We start from the raw sequence: 23,546 nt of genomic DNA on the forward strand, positions 1-23,546 counted from the left end.
GGGTGCGCGGGTCCTTCCCGCGCACCCGGTGTGACGCGCGGCTCGCACGGATCCGGACACCATGTGATGGCCGCCGGTGACGCCTACCCGGCGCGAAGCGGCCCGAGAGGGAGTACGCAAAGGTGGTAGCACCTAAAAAGGGAAAGAATGCGAGCGCTCAGAGTAAGCCCGGGCGCTCGCTGGCCCTGATTCTGATCGCCATCGTGGCGCTCACCGGAGGCATGTTCGCCTCCGGACACACGACTCCGCGTCTCGGTATCGACCTGGCCGGCGGCACGAGCATCACGCTCCGGGCCGTGCCGGAAGAGGGCCAGGAGTCGGCGATCAACAAGACCAACATGGACACCGCGGTCGAGATCATGAACCGCCGTGTCAATGGTCTGGGTGTTTCCGAGGCCGAGGTCCAGACCCAGGGCGACCGGAACATCATCGTCAACATCCCCAAGGGGACGAACTCGAAGGAAGCCCGGGAGCAGGTCGGCACCACCGCCAAGCTCTACTTCCGCCCGGTCCTCGCCACCGAACTCTCCGGCGCGAACGCGACCGGCAGCCCCTCGCCGAGCGAGACCGGCGGCGCCTCGGACAAGGCGACCGACAAGGCGACCGACAAGGCCACGGACAAGGCCACGGACGGCGCGGCCGACAAGGACAAGGCCACCGACGGGGACAAGTCGAGCGGCTCGCCGTCCGACTCCGCCTCGGCGAGCGCCACCACCCAGGGCCGCGCCGCGAGCGACGCCCTGAAGGCCGACCCCAGCCCGTCCGCCAAGACCTCCGACGGCGCCTCCCCGTCCCCGAGCGCCAGCGCCTCCGGCGACGACGCCACCGCCAAGCTCCAGGCCGAGTACGCGAAGCTCGACTGCACCGACGCGGGCGCCCGCGCCAAGGCCGGCGACGGCTCCAAGCCCGGCGACTCGATGGTGGCCTGCGGTCAGAACTCACAGGGCCAGTGGCAGAAGTACATCCTCGGCCCCGCGGCGGTCGACGGCACCGACGTCGACAAGGCCGAGGCCGTCTTCAACACCCAGACCGCCGCCGGCTGGACCGTGACGATGAAGTTCACGGACGACGGTGCCAAGAAGTTCGCCGACATCACCGGCAAGCTCGCGCAGAACCAGTCCCCGCAGAACCAGTTCGCCATCGTCCTGGACAACGACGTCGTCTCCGACCCGTACGTCAGCCAGGCGCTCACCGGCGGCAGCGCGGAGATCTCCGGCAACTTCGACCAGGAGGAGGCCCAGGGCCTCTCCAACATGCTGTCCTACGGCGCTCTGCCGCTGACCTTCAAGGAGGACAGCGTCACCACCGTCACCGCCGCGCTCGGCGGTGAGCAGCTCAAGGCCGGTCTGATCGCCGGCGCGATCGGCCTCGTCCTGGTCGTGCTGTACCTGCTGGTCTACTACCGCGGGCTGTCGTTCATCGCCGTCGCCTCGCTGCTGGTCTCCGCCGGCCTCACATACGTGATCATGTCGCTGCTCGGCCCGACCATCGGCTTCGCGCTGAACCTGCCGGCCGTGTGCGGTGCCATCGTCGCCATCGGCATCACAGCGGACTCGTTCATCGTGTACTTCGAACGCGTCCGCGACGAGATCCGGGAAGGACGCTCGCTGCGACCCGCCGTCGAGCGGGCCTGGCCGCGCGCCCGCCGCACCATCCTGGTCTCCGACTTCGTGTCCTTCCTCGCCGCCGCGGTGCTCTTCGTCGTCACCGTCGGCAAGGTGCAGGGCTTCGCGTTCACCCTGGGTCTGACCACGCTGCTCGACGTGGTGGTGGTGTTCCTCTTCACCAAGCCGCTGCTGACGCTGATGGCCCGGCGCAGGTTCTTCGCGAGCGGTCACAAGTGGTCCGGCCTCGACCCGAAGAGCCTGGGTGCCAAGCCGCCGCTGCGCCGCACCCGCCGCACCGCCCGTCCCGCCGCCGGCCCTGTCGACCCGAAGGAGGCGTGAGATGGGAAAGCTCGGCAACCTCGGCGCCCGACTGCACCACGGCGAGGTCGGCTACGACTTCGTCAAGAACCGCAAGCTCTGGTACGGCATCTCCATCCTCATCACCATCACGGCCATCGTCGGCCTGGCGGTGCGCGGCCTGCACATGGGCATCGAGTTCCAGGGCGGCGCGGTCTTCACCACTCCGAAGAACATGAGCGCCTCGGTCTCCCAGACCGAGACGTACGCGGAAGAGGCCTCCGGTCACGACGCGATCGTCCAGAAGCTCGGCGACGGCAGCCTCCGCATCCAGATCGCGGGCACCGACACCGAGGCGTCCGACCAGATCAAGGAGAAGCTCTCCAAGGACCTGGACGTTCCGGCGGAGCGGATCAACGCGGACCTGGTCGGCCCCAGTTGGGGTGACCAGATCGCGAACAAGGCCTGGCAGGGCCTCGGGATCTTCATGGTCCTGGTGGTGATCTATCTGGCGATCGCGTTCGAGTGGCGCATGGCGCTCGCCGCGTTCGTCGCGCTGATCCACGACATCACCATCACGGTGGGCATCTACGCCCTCGTCGGGTTCGAGGTCACACCGGGCACGGTGATCGGTCTGCTCACGATCCTCGGTTACTCGCTCTACGACACGGTCGTGGTCTTCGACAGTCTCAAGGAACAGACCAGAGACATCACCAAACAGACCCGCTGGACCTACGCCGAGATCGCCAACCGTTCGATCAACAGTACCCTGGTCCGCTCCATCAACACCACGGTGGTCGCGCTGCTGCCGGTGGGCGGCCTGCTGTTCATCGGCGGCGGTGTCCTCGGCGCCGGCATGCTCAACGACATCTCGCTGTCGCTGTTCGTCGGCCTCGCCGCGGGCGCGTACTCGTCGATCTTCATCGCCACGCCGCTCGTCGCCGACCTCAAGGAGGCCGAGCCGCAGATGAAGGCGCTCAAGAAGCGCGTCCTCGCCAAGCGCGCCCAGGCCGCCGCCAAGGGCGAGCCCGCGGAGAACGCCGTCGACGAGGAGCGCTACGCCGACGACGACGATGACGCCCTCGACGAACCCGAGGACGCGGCGCCCGCGGTCGTCGGCCCCCGCAACCAGCCTGCGTCCCGCAACAGGGGCCGCGGCCGACCCTCGGGGAAGCGCCGATGACCGGGACGACCGACATCACGGAGCTGCTGCTCAGCCGCATCCGGGATGTGGCGGACTATCCGGAGCCGGGCGTGGTGTTCAAGGACATCACCCCGCTCCTGGCCGACCCGGCCGCGTTCGCCGCCCTGACCGACGCGCTCGCGGAGGTCGCCGAGCGCACCGGCGCCACCAAGGTCGTCGGTCTGGAGGCCCGCGGCTTCATCCTCGGCGCCCCGGTGGCGCTGAGGGCCGGCCTCGGCTTCATCCCCGTACGCAAGGCGGGCAAGCTCCCCGGAGCCACCCTCAGCCAGGCGTACGATCTTGAGTACGGCTCGGCCGAGATCGAGGTGCACGCCGAGGACCTGGCCGCCGGTGACCGGGTGCTGGTCGTCGACGACGTCCTCGCCACCGGCGGTACCGCCGAGGCCTCGCTGGAGCTCATCCGCCGGGCGGGCGCGCAGGTCGCGGGCCTCGCCGTCCTGATGGAGCTGGGCTTCCTCGGCGGGCGGGCCCGTCTGGAGCCGGCCCTCGCCGGGGCACCGCTGCGGGCGCTGCTCACGGTCTGACAGCTTTAGGGCCTGTCGTTTGGATCATGCCGGTGTCGCGGGGCGTGGCACGCGCATCTGCGGCGTTGTCGTTGGTTGCCAGGGCTCCGCCCTGTCGCCTTCCTCCGCCTTGCAGCTGCACGCACCACGCCCCGCTCGGGTGGGCTGAAAGGGCGCAGTCTCTCTCAGCCGACCTGATCCAAACGACAGGCCCTGGTCGCACAGCGGAGGCGGGTCCGGAGGAATCCGGCGCCCGCCTCAGGCGTTTCTCGGGTTGACGGCCCTCACAGTGGCCGGAAGGCGATCCCCGGGCGCAGGATCGCTACCATGGGGTTTCCGGAGCCTGACCGGGGGACCCGGATCGCGCACGAGGAGTCCTCTTGCCAGACGAGGCCCAGCCACTGACCGCCGCAAAGCCCGAGTCCGCCTCGGCGCCCGCGGCGAAGCCCGCGCCCAGTTCGCCACAGGCGAAGAACGACACCCGCGGGCCGATCCAGCACGCCCCGGCCGCGCCCGTCGACAAGCCGGCCGATCAGCAGCCACGCCCCAAGCCGATCCCGCCCGAGCGCGAACGGAACGCGCCCGTGGTCCGCGCGCCCTCCGGCCAGCCCGCCCGCTCCGGCTCCTCCAACCGCGTCCGCGCCCGCCTCGCCCGCCTCGGCGTGCAGCGCGCCAACCCGTACAACCCGGTCCTGGAGCCGCTGCTGCGGATAGTGCGCAGCAACGACCCCAAGATCGAGACGGCGACCCTGCGCCAGATCGAGCGCGCCTACCAGGTCGCCGAACGCTGGCACCGCGGCCAGAAGCGCAAGAGCGGCGACCCCTACATCACGCATCCGCTCGCCGTCACCACCATCCTCGCCGAGCTGGGCATGGACCCGGCCACGCTGATGGCCGGACTGCTGCACGACACCGTCGAGGACACGGAGTACGGCCTGGAGGACCTGCGCCGGGACTTCGGCGACGTGGTCACCCTCCTCGTCGACGGCGTCACCAAGCTCGACAAGGTCAAGTTCGGCGAGGCCGCCCAGGCCGAGACCGTACGCAAGATGGTCGTCGCCATGGCGAAGGACCCGCGCGTCCTGGTCATCAAGCTCGCCGACCGCCTGCACAACATGCGCACCATGCGCTATCTCAAGCGCGAGAAGCAGGAGAAGAAGGCGCGCGAGACCCTGGAGATCTACGCGCCGCTCGCCCACCGGCTGGGCATGAACACCATCAAGTGGGAGCTGGAGGACCTCGCCTTCGCGATCCTCTACCCCAAGATGTACGACGAGATCGTCCGCCTGGTCGCCGAGCGCGCCCCCAAGCGCGACGAGTACCTCGCCATCGTGACCGACGAGGTCCAACAGGACCTGCGCGCGGCCCGCATCAAGGCGACCGTCACCGGGCGTCCCAAGCACTACTACAGCGTCTACCAGAAGATGATCGTCCGCGGCCGTGACTTCGCGGAGATCTACGACCTGGTGGGCATCCGCGTACTCGTGGACACCGTCCGCGACTGCTACGCGGCGCTCGGCACCGTGCACGCGCGATGGAACCCGGTCCCCGGCCGGTTCAAGGACTACATCGCGATGCCCAAGTTCAACATGTACCAGTCGCTGCACACGACGGTCATCGGGCCCAACGGCAAGCCGGTCGAGCTGCAGATCCGCACCTTCGACATGCACCGCCGCGCCGAGTACGGCATCGCCGCGCACTGGAAGTACAAGCAGGAGGCCGTCGCCGGCGCCTCCAAGGTCCGCACCGACGCGCCGAAGTCGTCCGGCAAGGGCAAGGACGACCACCTCAACGACATGGCGTGGCTGCGCCAGCTCCTCGACTGGCAGAAGGAGACCGAGGACCCCGGCGAGTTCCTGGAGTCCCTGCGCTTCGACCTCTCGCGCAACGAGGTCTTCGTCTTCACCCCCAAGGGCGACGTCATAGCGCTGCCCGCGAGTGCCACCCCCGTCGACTTCGCGTACGCGGTGCACACCGAGGTCGGCCACCGCACCATAGGGGCGCGGGTCAACGGCCGGCTCGTCCCGCTGGAGTCCACCCTGGACAACGGCGACCTGGTGGAGGTCTTCACCTCCAAGGCGGCCGGCGCGGGCCCCTCCCGCGACTGGCTCGGCTTCGTCAAGTCACCGCGCGCCCGCAACAAGATCCGCGCCTGGTTCTCCAAGGAGCGCCGCGACGAGGCGATCGAGCACGGCAAGGACTCCATCGTCCGCGCCATGCGCAAGCAGAACCTGCCGATCCAGCGCATCCTGACCGGCGACTCCCTGGTCACGCTCGCCCACGAGATGCGCTACTCGGACATCTCCGCGCTGTACGCGGCGATCGGCGAGGGCCATGTCTCCGCGCAGAACATCGTGCAGAAGCTGGTGCAGGCGCTCGGCGGCGAGGAGGCCGCCACCGAGGAGATCGACGAGTCGGTCCCGCCGGCCCGCGGTCGCAAACGCCGGACCAACGCCGACCCGGGCGTCGTCGTCAAGGGCGTCGAGGACGTGTGGATCAAGCTGGCCCGCTGCTGTACGCCCGTCCCAGGTGACCCGATCATCGGCTTCGTCACCCGCGGCAGCGGCGTGTCCGTTCACCGCAGCGACTGTGTGAACGTGGACTCGTTGTCCCGGGAGCCCGAGCGCATCCTCGAGGTCGAGTGGGCCCCCAGCCAGTCCTCCGTCTTCCTGGTCGCCATCCAGGTCGAGGCCCTGGACCGCTCCCGGCTGCTGTCGGACGTCACGCGCGTGCTGTCCGACCAGCACGTCAACATCCTCTCCGCGGCCGTCCAGACCTCCCGCGACCGCGTCGCCACCTCCCGCTTCACCTTCGAGATGGGCGACCCGAAACACCTCGGGCACGTCCTGAAGGCCGTACGGGGCGTCGAGGGCGTCTACGACGTGTACCGGGTGACGTCGGCGCGCAGGCCGTCGTAGCGGCCGTCACACAGGCAGAGGGGCTCCCGTACGGCGTGTACGGGAGCCCCTCTGCGTGTATGCGCGGTGTCAGCCGCCGAACTCGTGCAGACCCTTCAGGGCCTGGTCCAGCAGCGCCTGCCGACCCTCCAGCTCACGCTCCAGCTTGTCGGCCTTCGCGTTGTTGCCCTGGGCGCGAGCCTGCTCGATCTGCGAGCGCAGCTTGTCCACGGCGGACTGGAGCTGACCGGTCAGACCCTCGGCACGCGCGCGTGCCTCCGGGTTGGTCCGGCGCCACTCGGTCTCCTCGGCCTCCTGGAGCGCCCGCTCGACCGCGTGCATCCGTCCCTCGACCTTCGGCCGGGCGTCGCGCGGCACATGGCCGATGGCCTCCCAACGCTCGTTCACCGCGCGGAACGCGGCCCGGGCCGCCTTCAGGTCGGTGACCGGCAGGAGCTTCTCGGCCTCCCCGGCCAGCTCCTCCTTGAGCTTGAGGTTCTCCGTCTGCTCGGCGTCCCGCTCGGCGAAGACCGAGCTGCGGGCGGCGAAGAACACGTCCTGGGCGCCGCGGAAGCGGTTCCACAGATCGTCCTCGTGCTCGCGCTGAGCGCGGCCCGCGGCCTTCCACTCGGACATCAGGTCGCGGTAGCGCGCGGCCGTCGGCCCCCAGTCCGTCGAGTTCGACAGCGCCTCGGCCTCGCCGACCAGCCGTTCCTTGGTCCGGCGGGCCTCCTCGCGCTGCGCGTCCAGCTGCGCGAAGTGCTGCTTGCGGCGCTTGGAGAACGCCGAGCGCGCGTGCGAGAAGCGGTGCCACAGCTCGTCGTCGGACTTGCGGTCCAGGCGCGGCAGGCCCTTCCAGGTGTCCACCAGGGACCGCAGCCGCTCACCGGCCGCCCGCCACTGGTCGGACTGCGCCAACTCCTCGGCCTCGGCGACCAGCGCCTCCTTGGCGCCGCGCGCCTCGTCGGACTGCTTCGCCCGCTGCGCCTTGCGCTCCTCGCGGCGCGTCTCCACCAGCGCGACGAGCTTGTCCAGCCGGGCCCGCAGCGCGTCCAGGTCGCCCACCGCGTGGTGCGCGTCGACCTGTTCCCGCAGATGGTCGACGGCGGTCTGGGCGTCCTTCGCCGACAGGTCGGTGGTCTTCACCCGCTTTTCGAGGAGGCCGATCTCGACAACCAGGCCTTCGTACTTGCGTTCGAAGTAGGCCAGCGCCTCCTCGGGGGAGCCTGCCTGCCAGGAACCGACGACCTGCTCGCCGTCGGCCGTACGCACGTACACGGTCCCCGTCTCATCGACGCGGCCCCACGGGTCGCTGCTCACAGCGCCTCCTCCACATGATGCCGGCGGAGGGCTTCGCTACCCCCCGGGCATCGTCCACAGTTTCGTCACGGCCAACATAGGCGACCGGCGGGCGGCCTGTCCGCATCCCGCGCGACCGAACTTTCGCTGATGAGGGTCAGGATTTCGTGACGGTGGCCTTGTCGATCACGACCGTCGCATTGGGTGCCCCGTCGCCCGCGCCGGTGCTCTCGCCCGCGGCGGCGATCTTCTTCAGTACCGTCATTCCCTCGTCCGAGATGGTGCCGAACGGCGTGTAGCTGGGGGGCAGCGGGCTGTTCTGGTACACGAGGAAGAACTGGCTGCCGCCGGAGTCCGGCTGACCGGTGTTGGCCATCGCCACCGTGCCCGCCGGGTACATGTTCTCCTTCAGGCTCTTGTCCTTCAGGTTCTCGTCCGGGATGTTGTAGCCCGGCCCGCCGTTGCCCTGGCCCGTCGGGTCGCCGCACTGGAGCACGTAGATCCCGTTGGTGGTCAGCCGGTGGCACGGCGTGTGGTCGAAGAAGCCCTTGCCGGCCAGGAAGTTGAACGAGTTGACGGTGTGCGGCGCCGCCGACGTCTTCAGCGCGATGTCTATGTCGCCGCAGGTCGTCGCCAGTTTCATCGTGTACTTCGCGGACTTGTCGATGGTCATCGCAGGTTCCTTCTTCCAGGTCTGCGTCTTGACCTTGCCCTCGGCCGGCTTGTCGCACGGGTCCGGCGCCTTGCTGCTCGGCGAGGCGCTCGGGGTGACCTCCGCGTTGGCGTTCGTCTTGCTGTCGCCGTCGTCCAGGACCACTCCGGTCGTGTACAGCGCGACACTGCCGATCAGAATCACGCCGAGCACCGACGCGATCGCGGCGTTGCGCGTGCGCGCCTTGCGTCGCGCGGAGGTGCGTCGCTGCTGCTGCCGCAAGAACTTCTCCCGGGCGAGCTGACGCCGCCGCTGCTCCTGGGTGACCACCGGGTTCTCTCCTCATGCGTCTTCGTGTGCCGACCGGTACGCGTGGGTGCGATGAGCCGACCGTGGGCGTGTAGCCCCGTACCGTATATGGGTTCGCTGAGGAAACGGCACCGCCGGTAGGCTCTGACCATGGGCGCGGCCCGTTCGCAAGCCCACCCGTACCGACACAAACGAAGGACGATCGTGCTCATTGCCGGGTTCCCCGCCGGGGCCTGGGGGACGAACTGCTATCTCGTCGCCCCCGCCGCCGGTGAGGAGTGCGTGATCATCGACCCCGGCCATCAGGCCGCCCAGGGAGTCGAGGAAGCACTCGCCAAGCATCGGCTCAAGCCCGTCGCCGTCGTCCTCACCCACGGCCACATCGACCACGTGGCCTCGGTCGTCCCGGTGTGCGGCGCCCACGACGTGCCGGCCTGGATCCACCCCGACGACCGCTTCATGATGAGCGACCCCGAGAAGGGGATCGGCCGCACCATCGGCATGCCGCTCATGGGCGAACTGACCGTCGGGGAGCCGGACGACGTCAAGGAACTGACCGACGGCGCGAAGCTGGAGCTGGCGGGCATGGAACTGACCGTCGCGCACGCGCCGGGCCATACCAAGGGGTCGGTGACCTTCGGCCTGCCCGAGGCGGCGGACATCCCGCCGATCATGTTCTCGGGCGACCTGCTGTTCGCCGGCTCCATCGGACGCACCGACTTCCCCGGTGGCTCCATGGACGACATGCTCGAGTCCCTGGCACGCGTGTGCCTGCCGCTCGACGACTCGACCGTGGTGCTGTCCGGACACGGCCCCCAGACGACCATCGGCCAGGAGCGCGCCACCAACCCGTATCTGCGGCAGGTGGCGGCCGGCCAGGGAGCTGCTGAGGCTCCCCGACGAGGAATGTGACGAGAGACCTCCCGTGAGCACCTTCAAGGCCCCCAGGGGCACGTACGACCTGCTGCCGCCGGACTCCGCCAAGTACCTGGCGGTCCGCGAGGCGATCGCCGCCCCGCTGCGCAACTCCGGCTACGGCTACATCGAGACGCCCGGTTTCGAGAACGTCGAGCTCTTCGCGCGCGGTGTCGGCGAGTCCACCGACATCGTGACCAAGGAGATGTACGTCTTCGAGACCAAGGGCGGTGACCGGCTCGCCCTGCGCCCGGAGACGACGGCTCCCGTGCTGCGCGCGGTCCTGGAGGCCAACCTGCACAAGGCGGGCAACCTGCCGGTGAAGGTCTGGTACTCGGGCTCGCAGTACCGCTACGAGCGCCCGCAGAAGGGCCGTTACCGCCACTTCTCCCAGGTCGGTGCCGAGGCGATCGGCGCCGAGGACCCGGCGCTGGACGCCGAACTGATCATCCTCGCCGACCAGTCGTACCGCTCGCTGGGCCTGCGGGACTTCCGCATCCTGCTCAACTCCCTCGGCGACCAGGAGTGCCGCCCGGTCTACCGCGCGGCGCTCCAGGACTTCCTGCGCGGCCTCGACCTGGACGAGGAGACGCTGCGCCGCGCCGACATCAACCCGCTGCGCGTCCTGGACGACAAGCGCCCGGAGGTGCAGAAGCAGCTGACCGACGCCCCGCTGCTGCGCGACTACCTGTGCGACGCCTGCAAGGCGTACCACGAGGAGGTGCGCGAGCTGATCACGGCGGCCGGCGTGGTCTTCGAGGACGACCCGAAGCTGGTGCGCGGCCTCGACTACTACACGCGCACGACCTTCGAGTTCGTCCACGACGGGCTGGGCTCCCAGTCCGCGGTGGGCGGCGGCGGCCGCTACGACGGACTGTCCGAGATGATCGGCGGCCCGTCCCTGCCGTCCGTGGGCTGGGCCCTCGGCGTCGACCGCACCGTCCTCGCCCTGGAGGCGGAGGGCATCGAACTGGACATCCCGTCCGTCACCTCCGTCTTCGCGGTACCGCTCGGCGAGGAGGCCCGCCGGATCCTCTTCGCCAAGGTCACCGAGCTGCGCAAGAACGGCGTCGCCGCCGACTTCTCCTACGGCGGCAAGGGCCTGAAGGCCGCGATGAAGGCGGCCAACCGCTCGGGCGCGCGCTACGCCCTGGTCCTGGGCGAGCGTGACCTGGCCGAAGGCGTCGTCCAGCTGAAGGACATGGAGTCCGGCGAGCAGGCGGCGATCGGCGTGAACGAGATCGTCGCCGAGCTGGAGTCGCGGCTCGGCTAGCGGAGCGACACCCCCCAGGGACACGCGCGTTCGCTCGCGCGTGCCCCTGGGGAACGGGTGGTGGCCCGAACGCACCGCTCAGGAGTGATCGCCGGTCCGTTCATAGGTTCATCGAACGGTGGTCATACAGGTCCGTGCGGCACAATGGCCCCTGCCCGAAGCAGGTCCGACCCTTCAGTGACGGAATCGGCGTGATGAGCAAGACGACAGTGAAGGACGTCTCGACCGTGGCAGAGTCCGCGCCGGATCCCGGCGCCCGTACCCCGCGCGCCGAGGGCGGCAGCCGCGTCCTCGCACTACTGCTGGTGATCACGGGTGCGGCCGGTCTGCTCGCTGCCTGGGTCATCACGATCGACAAGCAGAAGATCCTCGAGGCCAAGATCGCCGGCACCACGTTCACGCCCGGTTGCAGCCTCAATCCGGTCGTCTCCTGCGGCAACATCATGGAGAGCGACCAGGCCTCCGTCTTCGGCTTCTCCAACCCGATGCTCGGCCTCGTCGCCTACGGCATGGTCATCTGCGTCGGCATGAGCCTGCTCGGGCGTGCCCGCTTCCCGCGCTGGTACTGGCTCACCTTCAACGCCGGCTGCCTCTTCGGCGTCGGGTTCGTCACCTGGCTGCAGTTCCAGTCCCTGTACCGGATCAACTCGCTGTGCCTGTGGTGCTGCCTCGCCTGGGTCGCGACGATCGTGATGTTCTGGTACGTGACGTCCTTCAACGTCCGCAAGGGCTTCCTGCCCGCGCCGAACTGGCTCAAGGGCTTCTTCGGCGAGTTCACCTGGGTCCTGCCGGTACTGCACATCGGCATCATCGGCATGATGATCCTGACCCGCTGGTGGGACTTCTGGACCAGCTGACGGGCGCCCGCCCTGTTGTCAGTGCCGTCATTTAGGGTTCAGAGCGTGGAGCCCGACCTGTTCACCGCCGCAGCCGAAGAACGCCAGGAGAAGGACCCGACCGGCAGCCCCCTCGCCGTGCGGATGCGCCCGCGCACCCTCGACGAGGTCGTCGGTCAGCAGCACCTGCTCAAGCCCGGATCACCCCTGCGCCGACTGGTCGGCGAGGGCGCCTCCGGCCCCGCGGGGCCCTCCTCGGTCATCCTCTGGGGCCCGCCGGGCACCGGCAAGACCACCCTGGCGTACGTCGTCTCCAAGGCCACCAACAAGCGCTTCGTGGAGCTGTCGGCGATCACCGCGGGCGTCAAGGAGGTCCGCGCGGTCATCGACGGCGCCCGCCGCGCGGTCGGGGGATACGGCAAGGAGACCGTCCTCTTCCTCGACGAGATCCACCGCTTCAGCAAGGCCCAGCAGGACTCCCTGCTCCCGGCCGTCGAGAACCGCTGGGTCACCCTGATCGCCGCCACCACCGAGAACCCGTACTTCTCGATCATCTCCCCCCTGCTCTCCCGTTCCCTCCTCCTCACCCTCGAACCCCTCACCGACGACGACGTCCGGGGCCTGCTCCGCCGGGCCCTGACCGACGAGCGCGGCCTGAAGGAGGCCGTCGGCCTCCCCGAGGACACCGAGGAGCACCTGCTGCGCATCGCCGGCGGCGACGCCCGCCGCGCCCTGACCGCGCTGGAGGCCGCCGCCGGGGCCGCCCTGGACAAGGGCGAGGCCGAGGTCACCCTGGCGACGCTGGAGGAGACGGTCGACCGGGCCGCGGTGAAGTACGACCGCGACGGCGACCAGCACTACGACGTCGCCAGCGCCCTGATCAAGTCCATCCGCGGCTCCGACGTGGACGCCGCCCTGCACTACCTGGCCCGGATGGTCGAGGCCGGCGAGGACCCCCGGTTCATCGCGCGGCGTCTGATGATCTCCGCCAGCGAGGACATCGGCCTCGCCGACCCGAACGCCCTGCCGATCGCCGTCGCCGCCGCCCAGGCCGTCGCCATGATCGGCTTCCCCGAGGCAGGGCTCACCCTCAGCCACGCGACCATCGCCCTGGCCCTCGCCCCCAAGTCCAACGCCGCGACCACCGCCATCGGCGCCGCCCTGGACGACGTACGCAAGGGGCACGCCGGACCGGTCCCCTCGCACCTGCGCGACAGTCACTACAAGGGCGCGGGCAAGCTCGGGCACGGTCAGGGGTACGTGTACCCGCACGACCTGCCGGAGGGTATCGCCGCCCAGCAGTACGCCCCGGACGAACTGAAGGACCGGACGTACTACACGCCGACCCGGCACGGCGCCGAGGCCCGATACGCGGACGCGGTGGAGTGGACCCGCGGGCACCTCGGTCGCAAGCGGTCCTGAGCAGCCTGTAGAATCGCTCGGAGCGCCGAGTCCCGCGCAGTCAGAACGGGACAACCGGCCGGAACCCCTCGGGGTTCCAGGAGCGTCGCGCACCGTCGATCGGTGTCGCGGGCAGCCCACCACCACCCGGCTTTTGGGAGCGGTCGGTGGGCCACTCGCGTGCTGCACGTATGTGCCCAGACCAGGGGAGCGGCTGCCCGGCAGGTCCCACGCGGACCAGGCGGGTTTTCCCGGCTGCGGATTGCGACCTCCCTCAACCCTGACAAGCCGGATACTCAGAAAAGAGACACAGACAGTGGCGAACCAGCCCCGTCCCAAGGTCAAGAAGTCGCGTGCCCTCGGCATCGCGCTGACCCCGAAGGCCGTCAAGTACTTCGAGGCCCGCCCCTACCCGCCGGGCGAGCACGGCCGCGGCCGCAAGCAGAACTCGGACTACAAGGTCCGTCTGCTCGAGAAGCAGCGTCTGCGCGCGCAGTACGACCTCAGCGAGCGCCAGCTCGTCCGCGCCTACGAGCGCGCCTCCAAGACCAACATGAAGACCGGCGAGGCCCTGGTCATCGAGCTGGAGCGCCGTCTCGACGCGCTGGTCCTGCGTTCGGGCATCGCCCGCACGATCTACCAGGCCCGCCAGATGGTCGTCCACGGCCACATCCAGGTCAACGGTCAGAAGGTCGACAAGCCGTCCTTCCGCGTCCGTCCGGACGACGTCGTGCAGGTGCGCGACCGCTCCAAGGAGAAGACGCTCTTCACCATCGCCCGCGAGGGTGGCTTCGCCCCCGACGGCGAGACCCCGCGCTACCTCCAGGTGAACCTCAAGGCCCTGGCGTTCCGCCTGGACCGCGAGCCGAACCGCAAGGAGATCCCGGTGATCTGCGACGAGCAGCTCGTCGTCGAGTACTACGCCCGCTGACCCCAGCCCCGGCGCAGTACCAGCACCTCAGCCCGCCGTCTCCCCGCCCTTCCGGGTGGGCGAGGCGGCGGGCTTCGCCGTCCGCGCGTCCGCCGTGGCACGCCGCCCGCTCCCACGCGGCGCCGGCGGCGAGGCCGGCGCCCCGGGCCGCCGCAGCGCCCGCGACACCGCCTCCCGGCGGCCGAGCCGCGCCCCGTGCCGCACGCACTCCTCGTACCGCTCGTCGCCCAGCTGCTCCCGGGCCGCCGCCTCGCACAGCTCGTGCGGCGCGTTGTAGTGCGCCGAGCCGAACAACGGCAGCCCCACCGACGGCCACATCCGCCCCGCCGCGCCCTGCAGCACCGCGGCCTCCGCCGCGTTCCCGTCCGCCACGGTGACCAGGGCCAGCAGTTCCAGCGCCAGCACCGAGCCGAGCTGGTCCCGGAAACGGTGCGCACCCGCCAGGCAGTCGGCCAGCAGCTCGCGGGCACGCCCCGGCTCGCCGTCGCTCCACGCCGCGTAAGCCAGCACGTACAGGGCGTAACCCCGGGTCCAGCGCTCGCCGTGGTCCTCGCACACCTGGCGCACGTCCTCGCACAACCGCACCGCTTCCGGCAGATCGCCCTGGAACGCCCGCGTCATCGCCAGCTCCACCTGGCCCATCAGGACGTTGCTGTTGAGTTCGCCGATCTCCCGGTACCGCCGCAGCGCGGAGCGCAGCAGCGTCTCCGCACGCGGCATGTCGTCCGTGACCAGTGCCAGACATCCGGTGCGGTGCTCCGCGTAGGCCACCGCCGTGGGATTCGCCGACCGCTCGGCCTCCTCCCGGCACTCCTGGAGCGCCGCCAGCGCGGGCACCGTGTCGCCCTGCAGGATCGCCACGTAGCCGAGCACCCACAGCGCCTTCAGCCGGGACTGCTCGCCGGCCGTCCCCTCCACGTCCAGCCGCACCGCCTGCTCCAGCCAGCGCCGCCCCTCCGACAGCCGTCCGCAGCCGACCCAGTGGAACCACAGCGCGCCCGCCAGGTACTGGCCCAGGTGAGCCTCGTCCGGCTCGGTCAGGCAGTGCTCCAGGGCGCTGCGCAGATTCGGCAGCTCCGCGTTCACCCGCGCGGCGACCTCGCGCTGGCGCGGCGAGAACCACTCCAGCTCGCACCAGGTCGCCAGGCCCATGTACCAGTCCCGGTGCCGTCGCCGCAGCCGTGTCGCGTCACCCGTCGCCTCCAGCCAGTCGGCGCCGTACGCCCGCACCGTGTCGAGCATCCGGTAGCGCACCCCGGTCGGGGCCTCCTCGCGGGTCAGCACGGACTGCGCGAGCAGCGCGGAGAGCACGTCGAGGACATCGTCGGCGGGCAGCCCCTCGCCGCTGCACACGTACTCGGCGGCCTCCAGGTCGAACGGCCCCGCGAACACCGAGAGCCGTGCCCACAGCAGCCGCTCCGCCGGCGTGCACAGCTCATGGCTCCAGCCGATCGCCGTGCGCAGCGTGCGGTGCCGGGGCAGCGAGGTGCGGCCTCCGCCGGTCAGCAGGCGGAAGCGGTCGTCCAGCCGTTGCAGCACCTGTCCCGGCGACAGCGCGTCCAGCCGCCCCGCCGCCAGTTCGATCGCCAGCGGGATCCCGTCCAGGCGCCGGCACAGTTCGCGCACCTCCCCGGACTCCTCTTCAAGGTCGGCGTCGTGCCCGTACGCAAGGTGCCGCTGCCCCGCGCGGACCGTCAGCAGGTCCACCGCCTCCTCCGGGCTCAACGGCGCCAGCGGAAACCGCCGTTCCCCGGCCACGCCCAGCGGCCTGCGCCCCACCGCCAGCACCCGCAGCCCCGGAGCGCGGCCCAGCAGGTCGGTCGCCAGTGCGGCACAGGCGTCCACCAGGTGCTCGACCCCGTCGAGGACCAGGAGCAACTCCCGCTCGGCGAGGTGCGCGAGCAGCGCCTCGCGCGGCAGCCGGGTCGTGTGGTCGGTCAGGCCCAGCGCCTCCACGACCGCGTAGTCGACGAACTCCTCGTCGCGCACCGGCGCCAGTTCCACCCGCCACACCCCGTCCCGGGGTGCGCACCGCGCGGCGGCCCGCGCCGCCAGACGCGATTTCCCGACCCCGCCGGCCCCGGTCACGGTCACCAGCCGCCCGGAGTCCAGTGCCCGGGCCAGCTCCGCCAGCTCCGTCGCTCTCCCCACGAACGCGTCGAGTTCCAGCGGTAGGTTGCCGTGCGGGATGCCGTCGCGCCGATGGTCTCGCATAAAACACGGAGCGTACTTAACCAAATTCACTCCGTACAATCGCTTCTCGCGATCCCACCGCGCTGCGCCGCGCGCGGAGGGTAATCCGGTACGGAGCCCCGCGCCCGGCGCGATAGGCTCGGTGAACGACTTTCCCGATGTTCAGGCACGTCTTTCAGGGAGCGGGTGCACACAGTGTCCGGTGGCGAGGTGGCCGGGATCCTGGTGGCCGTCTTCTGGGCGATCCTGGTCTCCTTCCTCGCCGTCGCACTGGCGAGGCTGGCCCAGACGCTCAGGGCGACCACCAAGCTCGTGGCGGACGTGACCGACCAGGCCGTCCCGCTGCTGTCCGACGCCTCGTCGGCGGTGCGCTCCGCGCAGACCCAGATCGACCGGGTCGACGCGATCGCCTCCGACGTCCAGGAGGTCACGTCGAACGCCTCCGCGCTGTCCACCACCGTGGCCTCCACCTTCGGCGGCCCCCTGGTCAAGGTCGCCGCGTTCGGGTACGGCGTGCGCCGGGCACTCGGCGGTCGCAAGGAGGGCGTGCCCGCGGGCCCGGCCAAGGAGCCGCGGCGCACCGTGATCGTCGGCCGTACGATCCCGGCGGCGCGGCGGACGAAGCGGAAGAAGGACTGATCCAGCGATGTTCCGCCGTACGTTCTGGTTCGGCACCGGCGTCGCCGCCGGCGTGTGGGCCACCACCAAGGTCAACCGGAAGCTCAAGCAGCTGACCCCCGACAGCCTCGCCGCGACCGCGGCGAACAAGGCGCTCGACGCGGGCACCCGGCTCAAGGACCGCGCGGTGGGCTTCGCACTCGACGTCCGCGAGAACATGGCCCAGCGGGAGGCCGAACTGGACGACGCGCTCGGGCTGAAGGCCCCCGTCGACCGTGAACTCCCCGAACCCCGGCGTCACAACGCCATCGAGAACCGCAACGAACCGAAGTCCGTCGTCGACGTCAGGGCGACGTACTCGTACAACCGGAATGAGGACCACTGATGGAGTCGGCCGAGATTCGTCGCCGCTGGTTGAGCTTCTTCGAGGAGCGCGGTCACACCGTCGTCCCTTCGGCGTCGCTCATCGCGGACGACCCGACTCTGCTGCTGGTCCCGGCCGGCATGGTGCCCTTCAAGCCCTACTTCCTGGGTGAGGTCAAGCCGCCCTTCGACCGTGCCACGAGCGTGCAGAAGTGCGTGCGCACGCCGGACATCGAAGAGGTCGGCAAGACCACGCGCCACGGCACGTTCTTCCAGATGTGCGGCAACTTCTCCTTCGGCGACTACTTCAAGGAAGGCGCCATCAAGTACGCCTGGGAGCTGCTCACCAGCGCCCAGGACAAGGGTGGTTACGGCCTCGACCCCGAGCGCCTGTGGATCACCGTCTACAAGGACGACGACGAGGCCGAGCGCATCTGGCACGACGTCGTCGGCGTCCCCTCCGAGCGCATCCAGCGCCTCGGCAAGAAGGACAACTACTGGTCCATGGGCGTCCCCGGCCCCTGCGGCCCCTGCTCCGAGATCAACTACGACCGCGGCCCCGAGTTCGGCGTCGAGGGCGGCCCCGCCGTCAACGACGAGCGGTACGTGGAGATCTGGAACCTCGTCTTCATGCAGTACGAGCGGGGCGAGGGCATCGGCAAGGAGGACTTCGAGATCCTCGGGGACCTGCCGAGCCAGAACATCGACACGGGCCTCGGCCTGGAGCGGCTCGCCATGATTCTGCAGGGCGTGCAGAACATGTACGAGATCGACACCTCCATGGCCGTCATCAAGAAGGCCACCGACCTGACCGGCGTGGCCTACGGCGACGCCCACGCCTCCGACGTCTCCCTGCGCGTGGTCACCGACCACATGCGCACGTCCGTGATGCTCATCGGCGACGGCGTCACCCCCGGCAACGAGGGCCGCGGCTACGTGCTGCGCCGCATCATGCGCCGCGCCATCCGCAACATGCGGCTGCTCGGCGCCACCGGTCCGGTCGTCAAGGACCTGATCGACGTCGTGATCGAGATGATGGGGCAGCAGTACCCCGAGCTGATCACCGACCGCGAGCGGATCGAGAAGGTCGCCCTCGCCGAGGAGAACGCCTTCCTGAAGACGCTGAAGGCCGGCACCAACATCCTCGACACCGCCGTCAGCGACACCAAGGCCGCCGGTGGCGCCGTCCTCGCCGGCGACAAGGCGTTCCTGCTCCACGACACCTGGGGCTTCCCGATCGACCTCACCCTGGAGATGGCCGCCGAGCAGGGGCTCTCCGTGGACGAGGACGGGTTCCGCCGCCTCATGAAGGAGCAGCGGGAGCGCGCCAAGGCCGACGCCCAGGCCAAGAAGACCGGCCACGCCGGCACCGGCGCCTACCGCGAGATCGCCGACAAGGCCGGTGCCACCGACTTCGTCGGCTACAGCGACACCGAGAGCGAGTCCACGATCGTCGGCATCCTCGTCGACGGCGCCTCCTCCCCGGCCGCCACCGAGGGCGACGAGGTCGAGATCGTCCTCGACCGCACCCCGTTCTACGCCGAGGGCGGCGGCCAGATCGGTGACACCGGCCGGATCAAGGTCGACACCGGTGCCGTCATCGAGATCCGCGACTGCCAGAAGCCGGTCCCGGGCGTGTACGTCCACAAGGGCGTCGTCCAGGTCGGCGAGGTCACCGTCGGTGCCAAGGCCCAGGCCTCCATCGACGACCGCCGCCGCACGGCCATCGCCCGCGCCCACTCGGCCACCCACCTCACCCACCAGGCGCTGCGCGACGCCCTCGGCCCGACGGCCGCCCAGGCCGGTTCCGAGAACCAGCCCGGCCGCTTCCGCTTCGACTTCGGCTCGCCGTCCGCCGTTCCGACGGCCGTGATGACCGACGTCGAGCAGAAGATCAACGAGGTGCTCGCCCGCGACCTGGACGTGCGCGCTGACGTCATGGGCATCGACGAGGCCAAGAAGCAGGGCGCCATCGCCGAGTTCGGCGAGAAGTACGGCGAGCGCGTGCGCGTCGTGACCATCGGCGACTTCTCCAAGGAGCTGTGCGGCGGCACCCACGTGCACAACACCGCCCAGCTCGGCCTGGTCAAGCTGCTCGGCGAGTCGTCCATCGGCTCCGGCGTACGCCGTATCGAGGCCCTGGTCGGCGTGGACGCCTACAACTTCCTCGCCCGTGAGCACACGGTCGTCGCCCAGCTCCAGGAGCTGATCAAGGGCCGTCCGGAGGAGCTCCCGGAGAAGGTCTCCGCGATGCTCGGCAAGCTCAAGGACGCCGAGAAGGAGATCGAGAAGTTCCGCGCCGAGAAGGTCCTCCAGGCCGCCGGCTCGCTCGCCGACTCCGCCAAGGACGTGCGCGGTGTGGCCCTGGTGACCGGGCAGGTCCCGGACGGCACCACCGCCGACGACCTGCGCAAGCTGGTCCTCGACGTGCGCGGCCGCATCCAGGGCGGCCGGGCCGCTGTCGTCGCCCTGTTCACCACGGTCAACGGCAAGCCCCTCACCGTCATCGCCACCAACGAGGCCGCCCGCGAGCGCGGCCTCAAGGCCGGTGACCTGGTGCGCACCGCCGCCAAGACCCTCGGCGGCGGCGGTGGCGGCAAGCCGGACGTCGCCCAGGGCGGCGGCCAGAACCCGGGCGCCATCGGTGACGCCGTCGACGCCGTCGAGCGCCTCGTGGCGGACAGCGCCAAGTGAGCGACGCCGCAGGCGGCCGGAGGGACGACGGCCAGATGGACCAGCCGGCGGACCGCCGGACGGATGATCGTACGGACGGCCCGGTCATGCGCCGGGGTCGCCGCCTGGCGATCGACGTCGGGGACGCCCGTATCGGGGTCGCCTCCTGCGACCCCGACGGAATCCTGGCCACACCGGTGGAGACCGTCCCCGGCCGTGACGCCCCGGCGGCGCACCGGCGGCTGCGCGGGCTGGTCGAGGAGTACGAGCCGATCGAGGTCGTCGTCGGTCTCCCTCGCTCCCTCAAGGGGGGCGAGGGCCCGGCCGCGGCCAAGGTCAGGCGCTTCGCGCAGGAACTGGCCCGCGGCATCGCACCGGTCCCGGTCAGGCTCGTCGACGAGCGGATGACGACGGTGACCGCCAGTCAGGGACTGCGCGCCTCGGGAGTGAAGTCCAAGAAGGGCCGGTCCGTCATCGACCAGGCCGCCGCTGTGATCATCCTTCAGCAGGCACTGGAATCCGAACGGGTGTCAGGCAGAGCACCCGGCGAGGGCGTCGAAGTGGTCATCTGATCGCGATACGGTAACGTTCCGCGCGATGCGGAGGCATTCGAACAGCCACCGCACAGCAAGAGGCGGAACGGAAGCCGGCCCTCCATGACAGGCCGCGCGTGCCCCGTCGCCTCGCGGCTCTAGGGGATCGATGACTGAGTATGGCCGGGGCCCAGGCTCCGAACCGTGGCATCCGGAGGACCCGTTGTACGGGGACGGCGGATGGGGCGGACAGCAGGCCCATACGGGTCAGCAGTCCCCCTACGGCGGCCAGCCACAGCAGTATCCGGAGCAGCAGCAGTCGCAGCAGCAGTACGGCGACTGGGGCGACGGCGGCCAGTCCGCGTACGGTCAGCAGCCGCAGTACGACCAGTACGGTCAGCAGCAGCCCCCCGAGCCGCAGTACGACCAGTACGGTCAGCCGCGGTACGACCAGCAGCAGTACGACCAACAGCAGTACGACCAGCAGTACGCCTCCCAGGGGCAACCCCAGCACGGCTACGACAACGGCGGCTGGGGCACCGGCGCGCCTCCCCACGCGCAGTACCCCGCCGACCCGTCGGATCCCTACGGCCAGCAGTCCGCCGCCTATGGCGCGGAGCAGCCCGACTTCTACGGCACCCCGGAGGCATACCCGCCGCCGGAACCGCCCGCCCGCCGGCGCGCCGAGCCCGATTCCGAGCGCACCGACTGGGACCCCGGTCCCGACGAGGGCGAGCACGCCTTCTTCGCGGGCGGGGACGCGGACGGAGAGGACGACGACTCCGGCGGTCGCGGGCGCGGTGACCGCAGGGACAGGGGCGGCCGGGGCGGCAAGCCCAAGAAGGGCCGCAACGGGGTCGCGTGCCTCGTGGTCTGCCTGGTGCTCGGCGGCGGCGTGGCGGGAGTCGGATATTTCGGCTACCAGTTCTACCAGGATCGTTTCGGCGCGGCCCCGGACTACGCGGGCGACGGCAACGGCGAGCAGGTGACCGTCTCCATCCCCAAGGGCGCGGGCGGCTCGACCATCGGCCAGGAGCTCAAGCGGAAGGGCGTGGTGAAGAGCGTCGACGCCTTCATCGTCGCCCAGCAGAGCAACCCCCGCGGCAAGAGCATCCAGACCGGCGTGTACACGCTGCAGAAGGAGATGTCGGCCGAGAGCGCGGTCGAACTCCTGCTCAACCCCAAGAGCCGCAGCAACCTGATCATCCCCGAGGGCAAACGCAACGTCGACGTCTACAAGATGATCGACAAGCAGCTCGGAGTGGACGAGGGCACCACGGCCGGCGTCGCCAAGACCGAGTGGAAGAGTCTCGGCCTGCCCGACTGGGCGATGAACCACAAGAACGTGAAGGACCCGCTGGAAGGATTCCTCTACCCGTCCAGCTACTCGGCGGCCAAGGGCCAGAAGCCCGAGGACGTGCTGAAGCAGATGGTGGACCGGGCCACCGAGCAGTACGAGAAGATCGGACTCGAGGAGAAGGCGGAGGGCCTCGGCCTCGACGGCCCCTGGCAGCTGCTCACCGTGGCGAGCCTGGTGCAGGCGGAGGGCAAGACCCACGACGACTTCCGCCGGATGTCCGAGGTCATCTACAACCGGCTCAAGCCCACCAACACGGAGACCAACCAGGAGCTCCAGTTCGACTCGACCTTCAACTACCTGAAGGGCCAGAGCAAGATCCGCATCAGCGAGTCCGAGATCAACAGCAACCCGGACCCGTACAACACCTACACCAACAAGGGCCTGCCGCCCGGACCCATCGGCAACCCCGGCGCAGAGGCACTGCAGGCGGCGCTCGAACCCACGAAGGACGGCTGGATGTACTTCGTGGCCACCGACGGCGTGAGCAAGACCGAGTTCGCCAAGACGCACGATGAGTTCCTGAAGCTGAAGGAAAAGTTCGATGCCAGCTCGGGCAACTGACCGTCGCCGAGCAGCCGTACTCGGCTCCCCGATCGCCCATTCCCTCTCCCCGGCACTGCACCGCGCCGCCTATGCCGAGCTGGGCCTGGAGGGCTGGACGTACGACCGTTTCGACGTGGACGAAGAGGCGCTGCCGGGCTTCTTCGAGCAGCTGGGCCCCGAATGGGCGGGGCTGTCGCTGACCATGCCGCTCAAGCGGGCGGTCATCCCGCTGCTCGACGGGATCACCGAGACGGCGGCCTCCGTGGACGCGGTGAACACCGTGGTCCTCACCGAGGACGGCCGGAAGACCGGCGACAACACCGACATCCCCGGCATCGTCGCCGCCCTGCGCGAACACGGCATCGAGAAGGTCGAGACCGCGGCGGTCCTCGGCGCCGGCGCCACCGCCTCCTCCGCGCTGGCCGCGCTGGCCCGGATCTGCACCGGCGAGGTCGCCGTCTACGTACGCAGCGAGGTGCGCGCCGCCGAGATGCGGGGCTGGGCCGAGCGTCTGGACGTCGCCGTACGCATCGCCGACTGGGCGGACGCCGAGGAGGCGCTGCGCGCCCCGCTGGTGGTGGCCACCACCCCGGCCGGCACCACCGACGCCCTCGCCGCAGCCGTCCCCGAGATGCCAGCGACCCTCTTCGACGTGCTCTACGACCCGTGGCCGACCGCACTCGCCGCCCGCTGGTCGGCGTACGGCGGGGCCGTCGTCAGCGGACTCGACCTGCTGCTCCACCAGGCGGTGCTCCAGGTGGAGCGGATGACGGGCCGCGCTCCGGCCCCGCTCGCCGCCATGCGCCGCGCGGGAGAGCGCGCCCTCGCGGACCGTTAGCGTCCCTCCGGCCCGCAGGCGTCCCCATGGCGTCGGCCGGTGTCCGCGCACCCGTCCGCCAGATGGACCGGCGGCCGGGCCGGGCGCCCGGACGTGGGAGGATCGGAGGTGGCGGACCGGGGCCCGCGCACCCGGACACGCCGTCGCCGTACGCGGAGAAGACGCGTACGCAGGGCATAACCGGGGCGCGAGCACTGAGGAGCACCGTTGAGCAGGTTGCGCTGGCTGACCGCGGGGGAGTCCCACGGTCCCGCACTCGTCGCGACGCTGGAGGGCCTGCCCGCCGGCGTACCGATCACCA

General features: G+C 70.3%; 19 protein-coding genes. 16 read left to right on the top strand and 3 right to left on the bottom strand.

Features of this window, described 5'->3' with window-relative positions:
- Window positions 1–122 precede the first annotated feature (122 nt).
- The 4 genes from secD (at window position 123) to relA (ending at window position 6,529) form a co-directional block, all read left to right on the top strand.
- A complete protein-coding gene (gene secD, locus ACFCZF_RS13445) occupies window positions 123–1,946 on the top strand; it encodes a protein translocase subunit SecD (RefSeq protein ID WP_376671764.1) in 1,824 nt (607 codons plus the stop codon).
- Window position 1,947: 1 nt separating this feature from the next.
- On the top strand, window positions 1,948–3,087 hold the full coding sequence (secF, locus tag ACFCZF_RS13450) for a protein translocase subunit SecF (protein ID WP_376671765.1): 1,140 nt from the start codon (window positions 1,948–1,950) through the stop codon (window positions 3,085–3,087).
- Window positions 3,084–3,632, top strand: a complete 549-nt coding sequence (locus ACFCZF_RS13455) for an adenine phosphoribosyltransferase (RefSeq protein WP_376671766.1) — start codon at window positions 3,084–3,086, stop codon at window positions 3,630–3,632. The genes secF and ACFCZF_RS13455 overlap by 4 nt, the downstream gene beginning before the upstream one ends.
- Window positions 3,633–3,991: 359 nt before the next feature.
- On the top strand, window positions 3,992–6,529 hold the full coding sequence (gene relA / locus ACFCZF_RS13460; protein ID WP_375921359.1) for a GTP pyrophosphokinase: 2,538 nt from the start codon (window positions 3,992–3,994) through the stop codon (window positions 6,527–6,529).
- A 69-nt stretch (window positions 6,530–6,598) separates the two neighbouring features.
- Here relA and ACFCZF_RS13465 read toward each other — a convergent pair whose 3' ends face one another.
- Both ACFCZF_RS13465 and ACFCZF_RS13470 read right to left on the bottom strand, forming a co-directional pair.
- Window positions 6,599–7,828 carry a DUF349 domain-containing protein gene (locus tag ACFCZF_RS13465; RefSeq protein ID WP_375921362.1) on the bottom strand — a complete coding sequence of 410 codons (1,230 nt, stop codon included), beginning with the start codon at window positions 7,826–7,828 and terminating at the stop codon, window positions 6,599–6,601.
- A gap of 136 nt (window positions 7,829–7,964) precedes the next feature.
- Window positions 7,965–8,789: a peptidylprolyl isomerase gene (locus ACFCZF_RS13470; protein ID WP_375921365.1), complete on the bottom strand. Its 825-nt coding sequence runs from the start codon at window positions 8,787–8,789 to the stop codon at window positions 7,965–7,967.
- A 183-nt stretch (window positions 8,790–8,972) separates the two neighbouring features.
- On the opposite strand from ACFCZF_RS13470, the gene ACFCZF_RS13475 reads away from it, so the two are divergent.
- The 5 genes from ACFCZF_RS13475 to rpsD all read left to right on the top strand — a co-directional run bounded on the left by ACFCZF_RS13475 (window position 8,973) and on the right by rpsD (window position 14,124).
- Window positions 8,973–9,680, top strand: a complete 708-nt coding sequence (locus tag ACFCZF_RS13475) for an MBL fold metallo-hydrolase (protein ID WP_376671767.1) — start codon at window positions 8,973–8,975, stop codon at window positions 9,678–9,680.
- Between the two features lie 13 nt (window positions 9,681–9,693).
- Window positions 9,694–10,956, top strand: a complete 1,263-nt coding sequence (gene hisS / locus ACFCZF_RS13480; protein ID WP_375921371.1) for a histidine--tRNA ligase — start codon at window positions 9,694–9,696, stop codon at window positions 10,954–10,956.
- Window positions 10,957–11,150: 194 nt separating this feature from the next.
- Window positions 11,151–11,813 (top strand): vitamin K epoxide reductase family protein, encoded by a 663-nt coding sequence (locus tag ACFCZF_RS13485; protein WP_376671768.1) that lies wholly within the window; start codon window positions 11,151–11,153, stop codon window positions 11,811–11,813.
- A gap of 45 nt (window positions 11,814–11,858) precedes the next feature.
- Window positions 11,859–13,214 carry a replication-associated recombination protein A gene (locus tag ACFCZF_RS13490; protein WP_376671769.1) on the top strand — a complete coding sequence of 452 codons (1,356 nt, stop codon included), beginning with the start codon at window positions 11,859–11,861 and terminating at the stop codon, window positions 13,212–13,214.
- 295 nt (window positions 13,215–13,509) lie between these two features.
- Window positions 13,510–14,124 carry a 30S ribosomal protein S4 gene (gene rpsD, locus ACFCZF_RS13495; RefSeq protein WP_031035730.1) on the top strand — a complete coding sequence of 205 codons (615 nt, stop codon included), beginning with the start codon at window positions 13,510–13,512 and terminating at the stop codon, window positions 14,122–14,124.
- A 27-nt stretch (window positions 14,125–14,151) separates the two neighbouring features.
- Here rpsD and ACFCZF_RS13500 read toward each other — a convergent pair whose 3' ends face one another.
- On the bottom strand, window positions 14,152–16,338 hold the full coding sequence (locus tag ACFCZF_RS13500; protein WP_376671770.1) for a regulator: 2,187 nt from the start codon (window positions 16,336–16,338) through the stop codon (window positions 14,152–14,154).
- Window positions 16,339–16,503: 165 nt separating this feature from the next.
- On the opposite strand from ACFCZF_RS13500, the gene ACFCZF_RS13505 reads away from it, so the two are divergent.
- From ACFCZF_RS13505 to ACFCZF_RS13535, 7 genes are all read left to right on the top strand, one after another.
- Window positions 16,504–16,956, top strand: a complete 453-nt coding sequence (locus tag ACFCZF_RS13505) for a DUF948 domain-containing protein (protein ID WP_376671771.1) — start codon at window positions 16,504–16,506, stop codon at window positions 16,954–16,956.
- A 7-nt stretch (window positions 16,957–16,963) separates the two neighbouring features.
- Complete coding sequence (locus tag ACFCZF_RS13510; RefSeq protein WP_375921387.1) at window positions 16,964–17,320, top strand: hypothetical protein; 357 nt, start codon at window positions 16,964–16,966, stop codon at window positions 17,318–17,320.
- Window positions 17,320–19,992, top strand: a complete 2,673-nt coding sequence (gene alaS, locus ACFCZF_RS13515; protein WP_376671772.1) for an alanine--tRNA ligase — start codon at window positions 17,320–17,322, stop codon at window positions 19,990–19,992. The genes ACFCZF_RS13510 and alaS overlap by 1 nt, the downstream gene beginning before the upstream one ends.
- A gap of 86 nt (window positions 19,993–20,078) precedes the next feature.
- Entirely contained in the window at window positions 20,079–20,543 is a 465-nt protein-coding gene (ruvX, locus tag ACFCZF_RS13520) for a Holliday junction resolvase RuvX (protein ID WP_376671783.1), read from the top strand.
- A 130-nt stretch (window positions 20,544–20,673) separates the two neighbouring features.
- A complete protein-coding gene (gene mltG / locus ACFCZF_RS13525) occupies window positions 20,674–22,425 on the top strand; it encodes an endolytic transglycosylase MltG (protein WP_376671773.1) in 1,752 nt (583 codons plus the stop codon).
- Window positions 22,406–23,245, top strand: a complete 840-nt coding sequence (locus ACFCZF_RS13530; RefSeq protein WP_376671774.1) for a shikimate dehydrogenase — start codon at window positions 22,406–22,408, stop codon at window positions 23,243–23,245. The genes mltG and ACFCZF_RS13530 overlap by 20 nt, the downstream gene beginning before the upstream one ends.
- A gap of 207 nt (window positions 23,246–23,452) precedes the next feature.
- Window positions 23,453–23,546, top strand: a 94-nt coding sequence (locus ACFCZF_RS13535) for a chorismate synthase (protein ID WP_351336173.1), incomplete at its 3' end; no start/stop codon positions are given.

The organism is Streptomyces sp. NPDC056296 (assembly GCF_042268605.1).
Classification (GTDB): domain Bacteria; phylum Actinomycetota; class Actinomycetes; order Streptomycetales; family Streptomycetaceae; genus Streptomyces.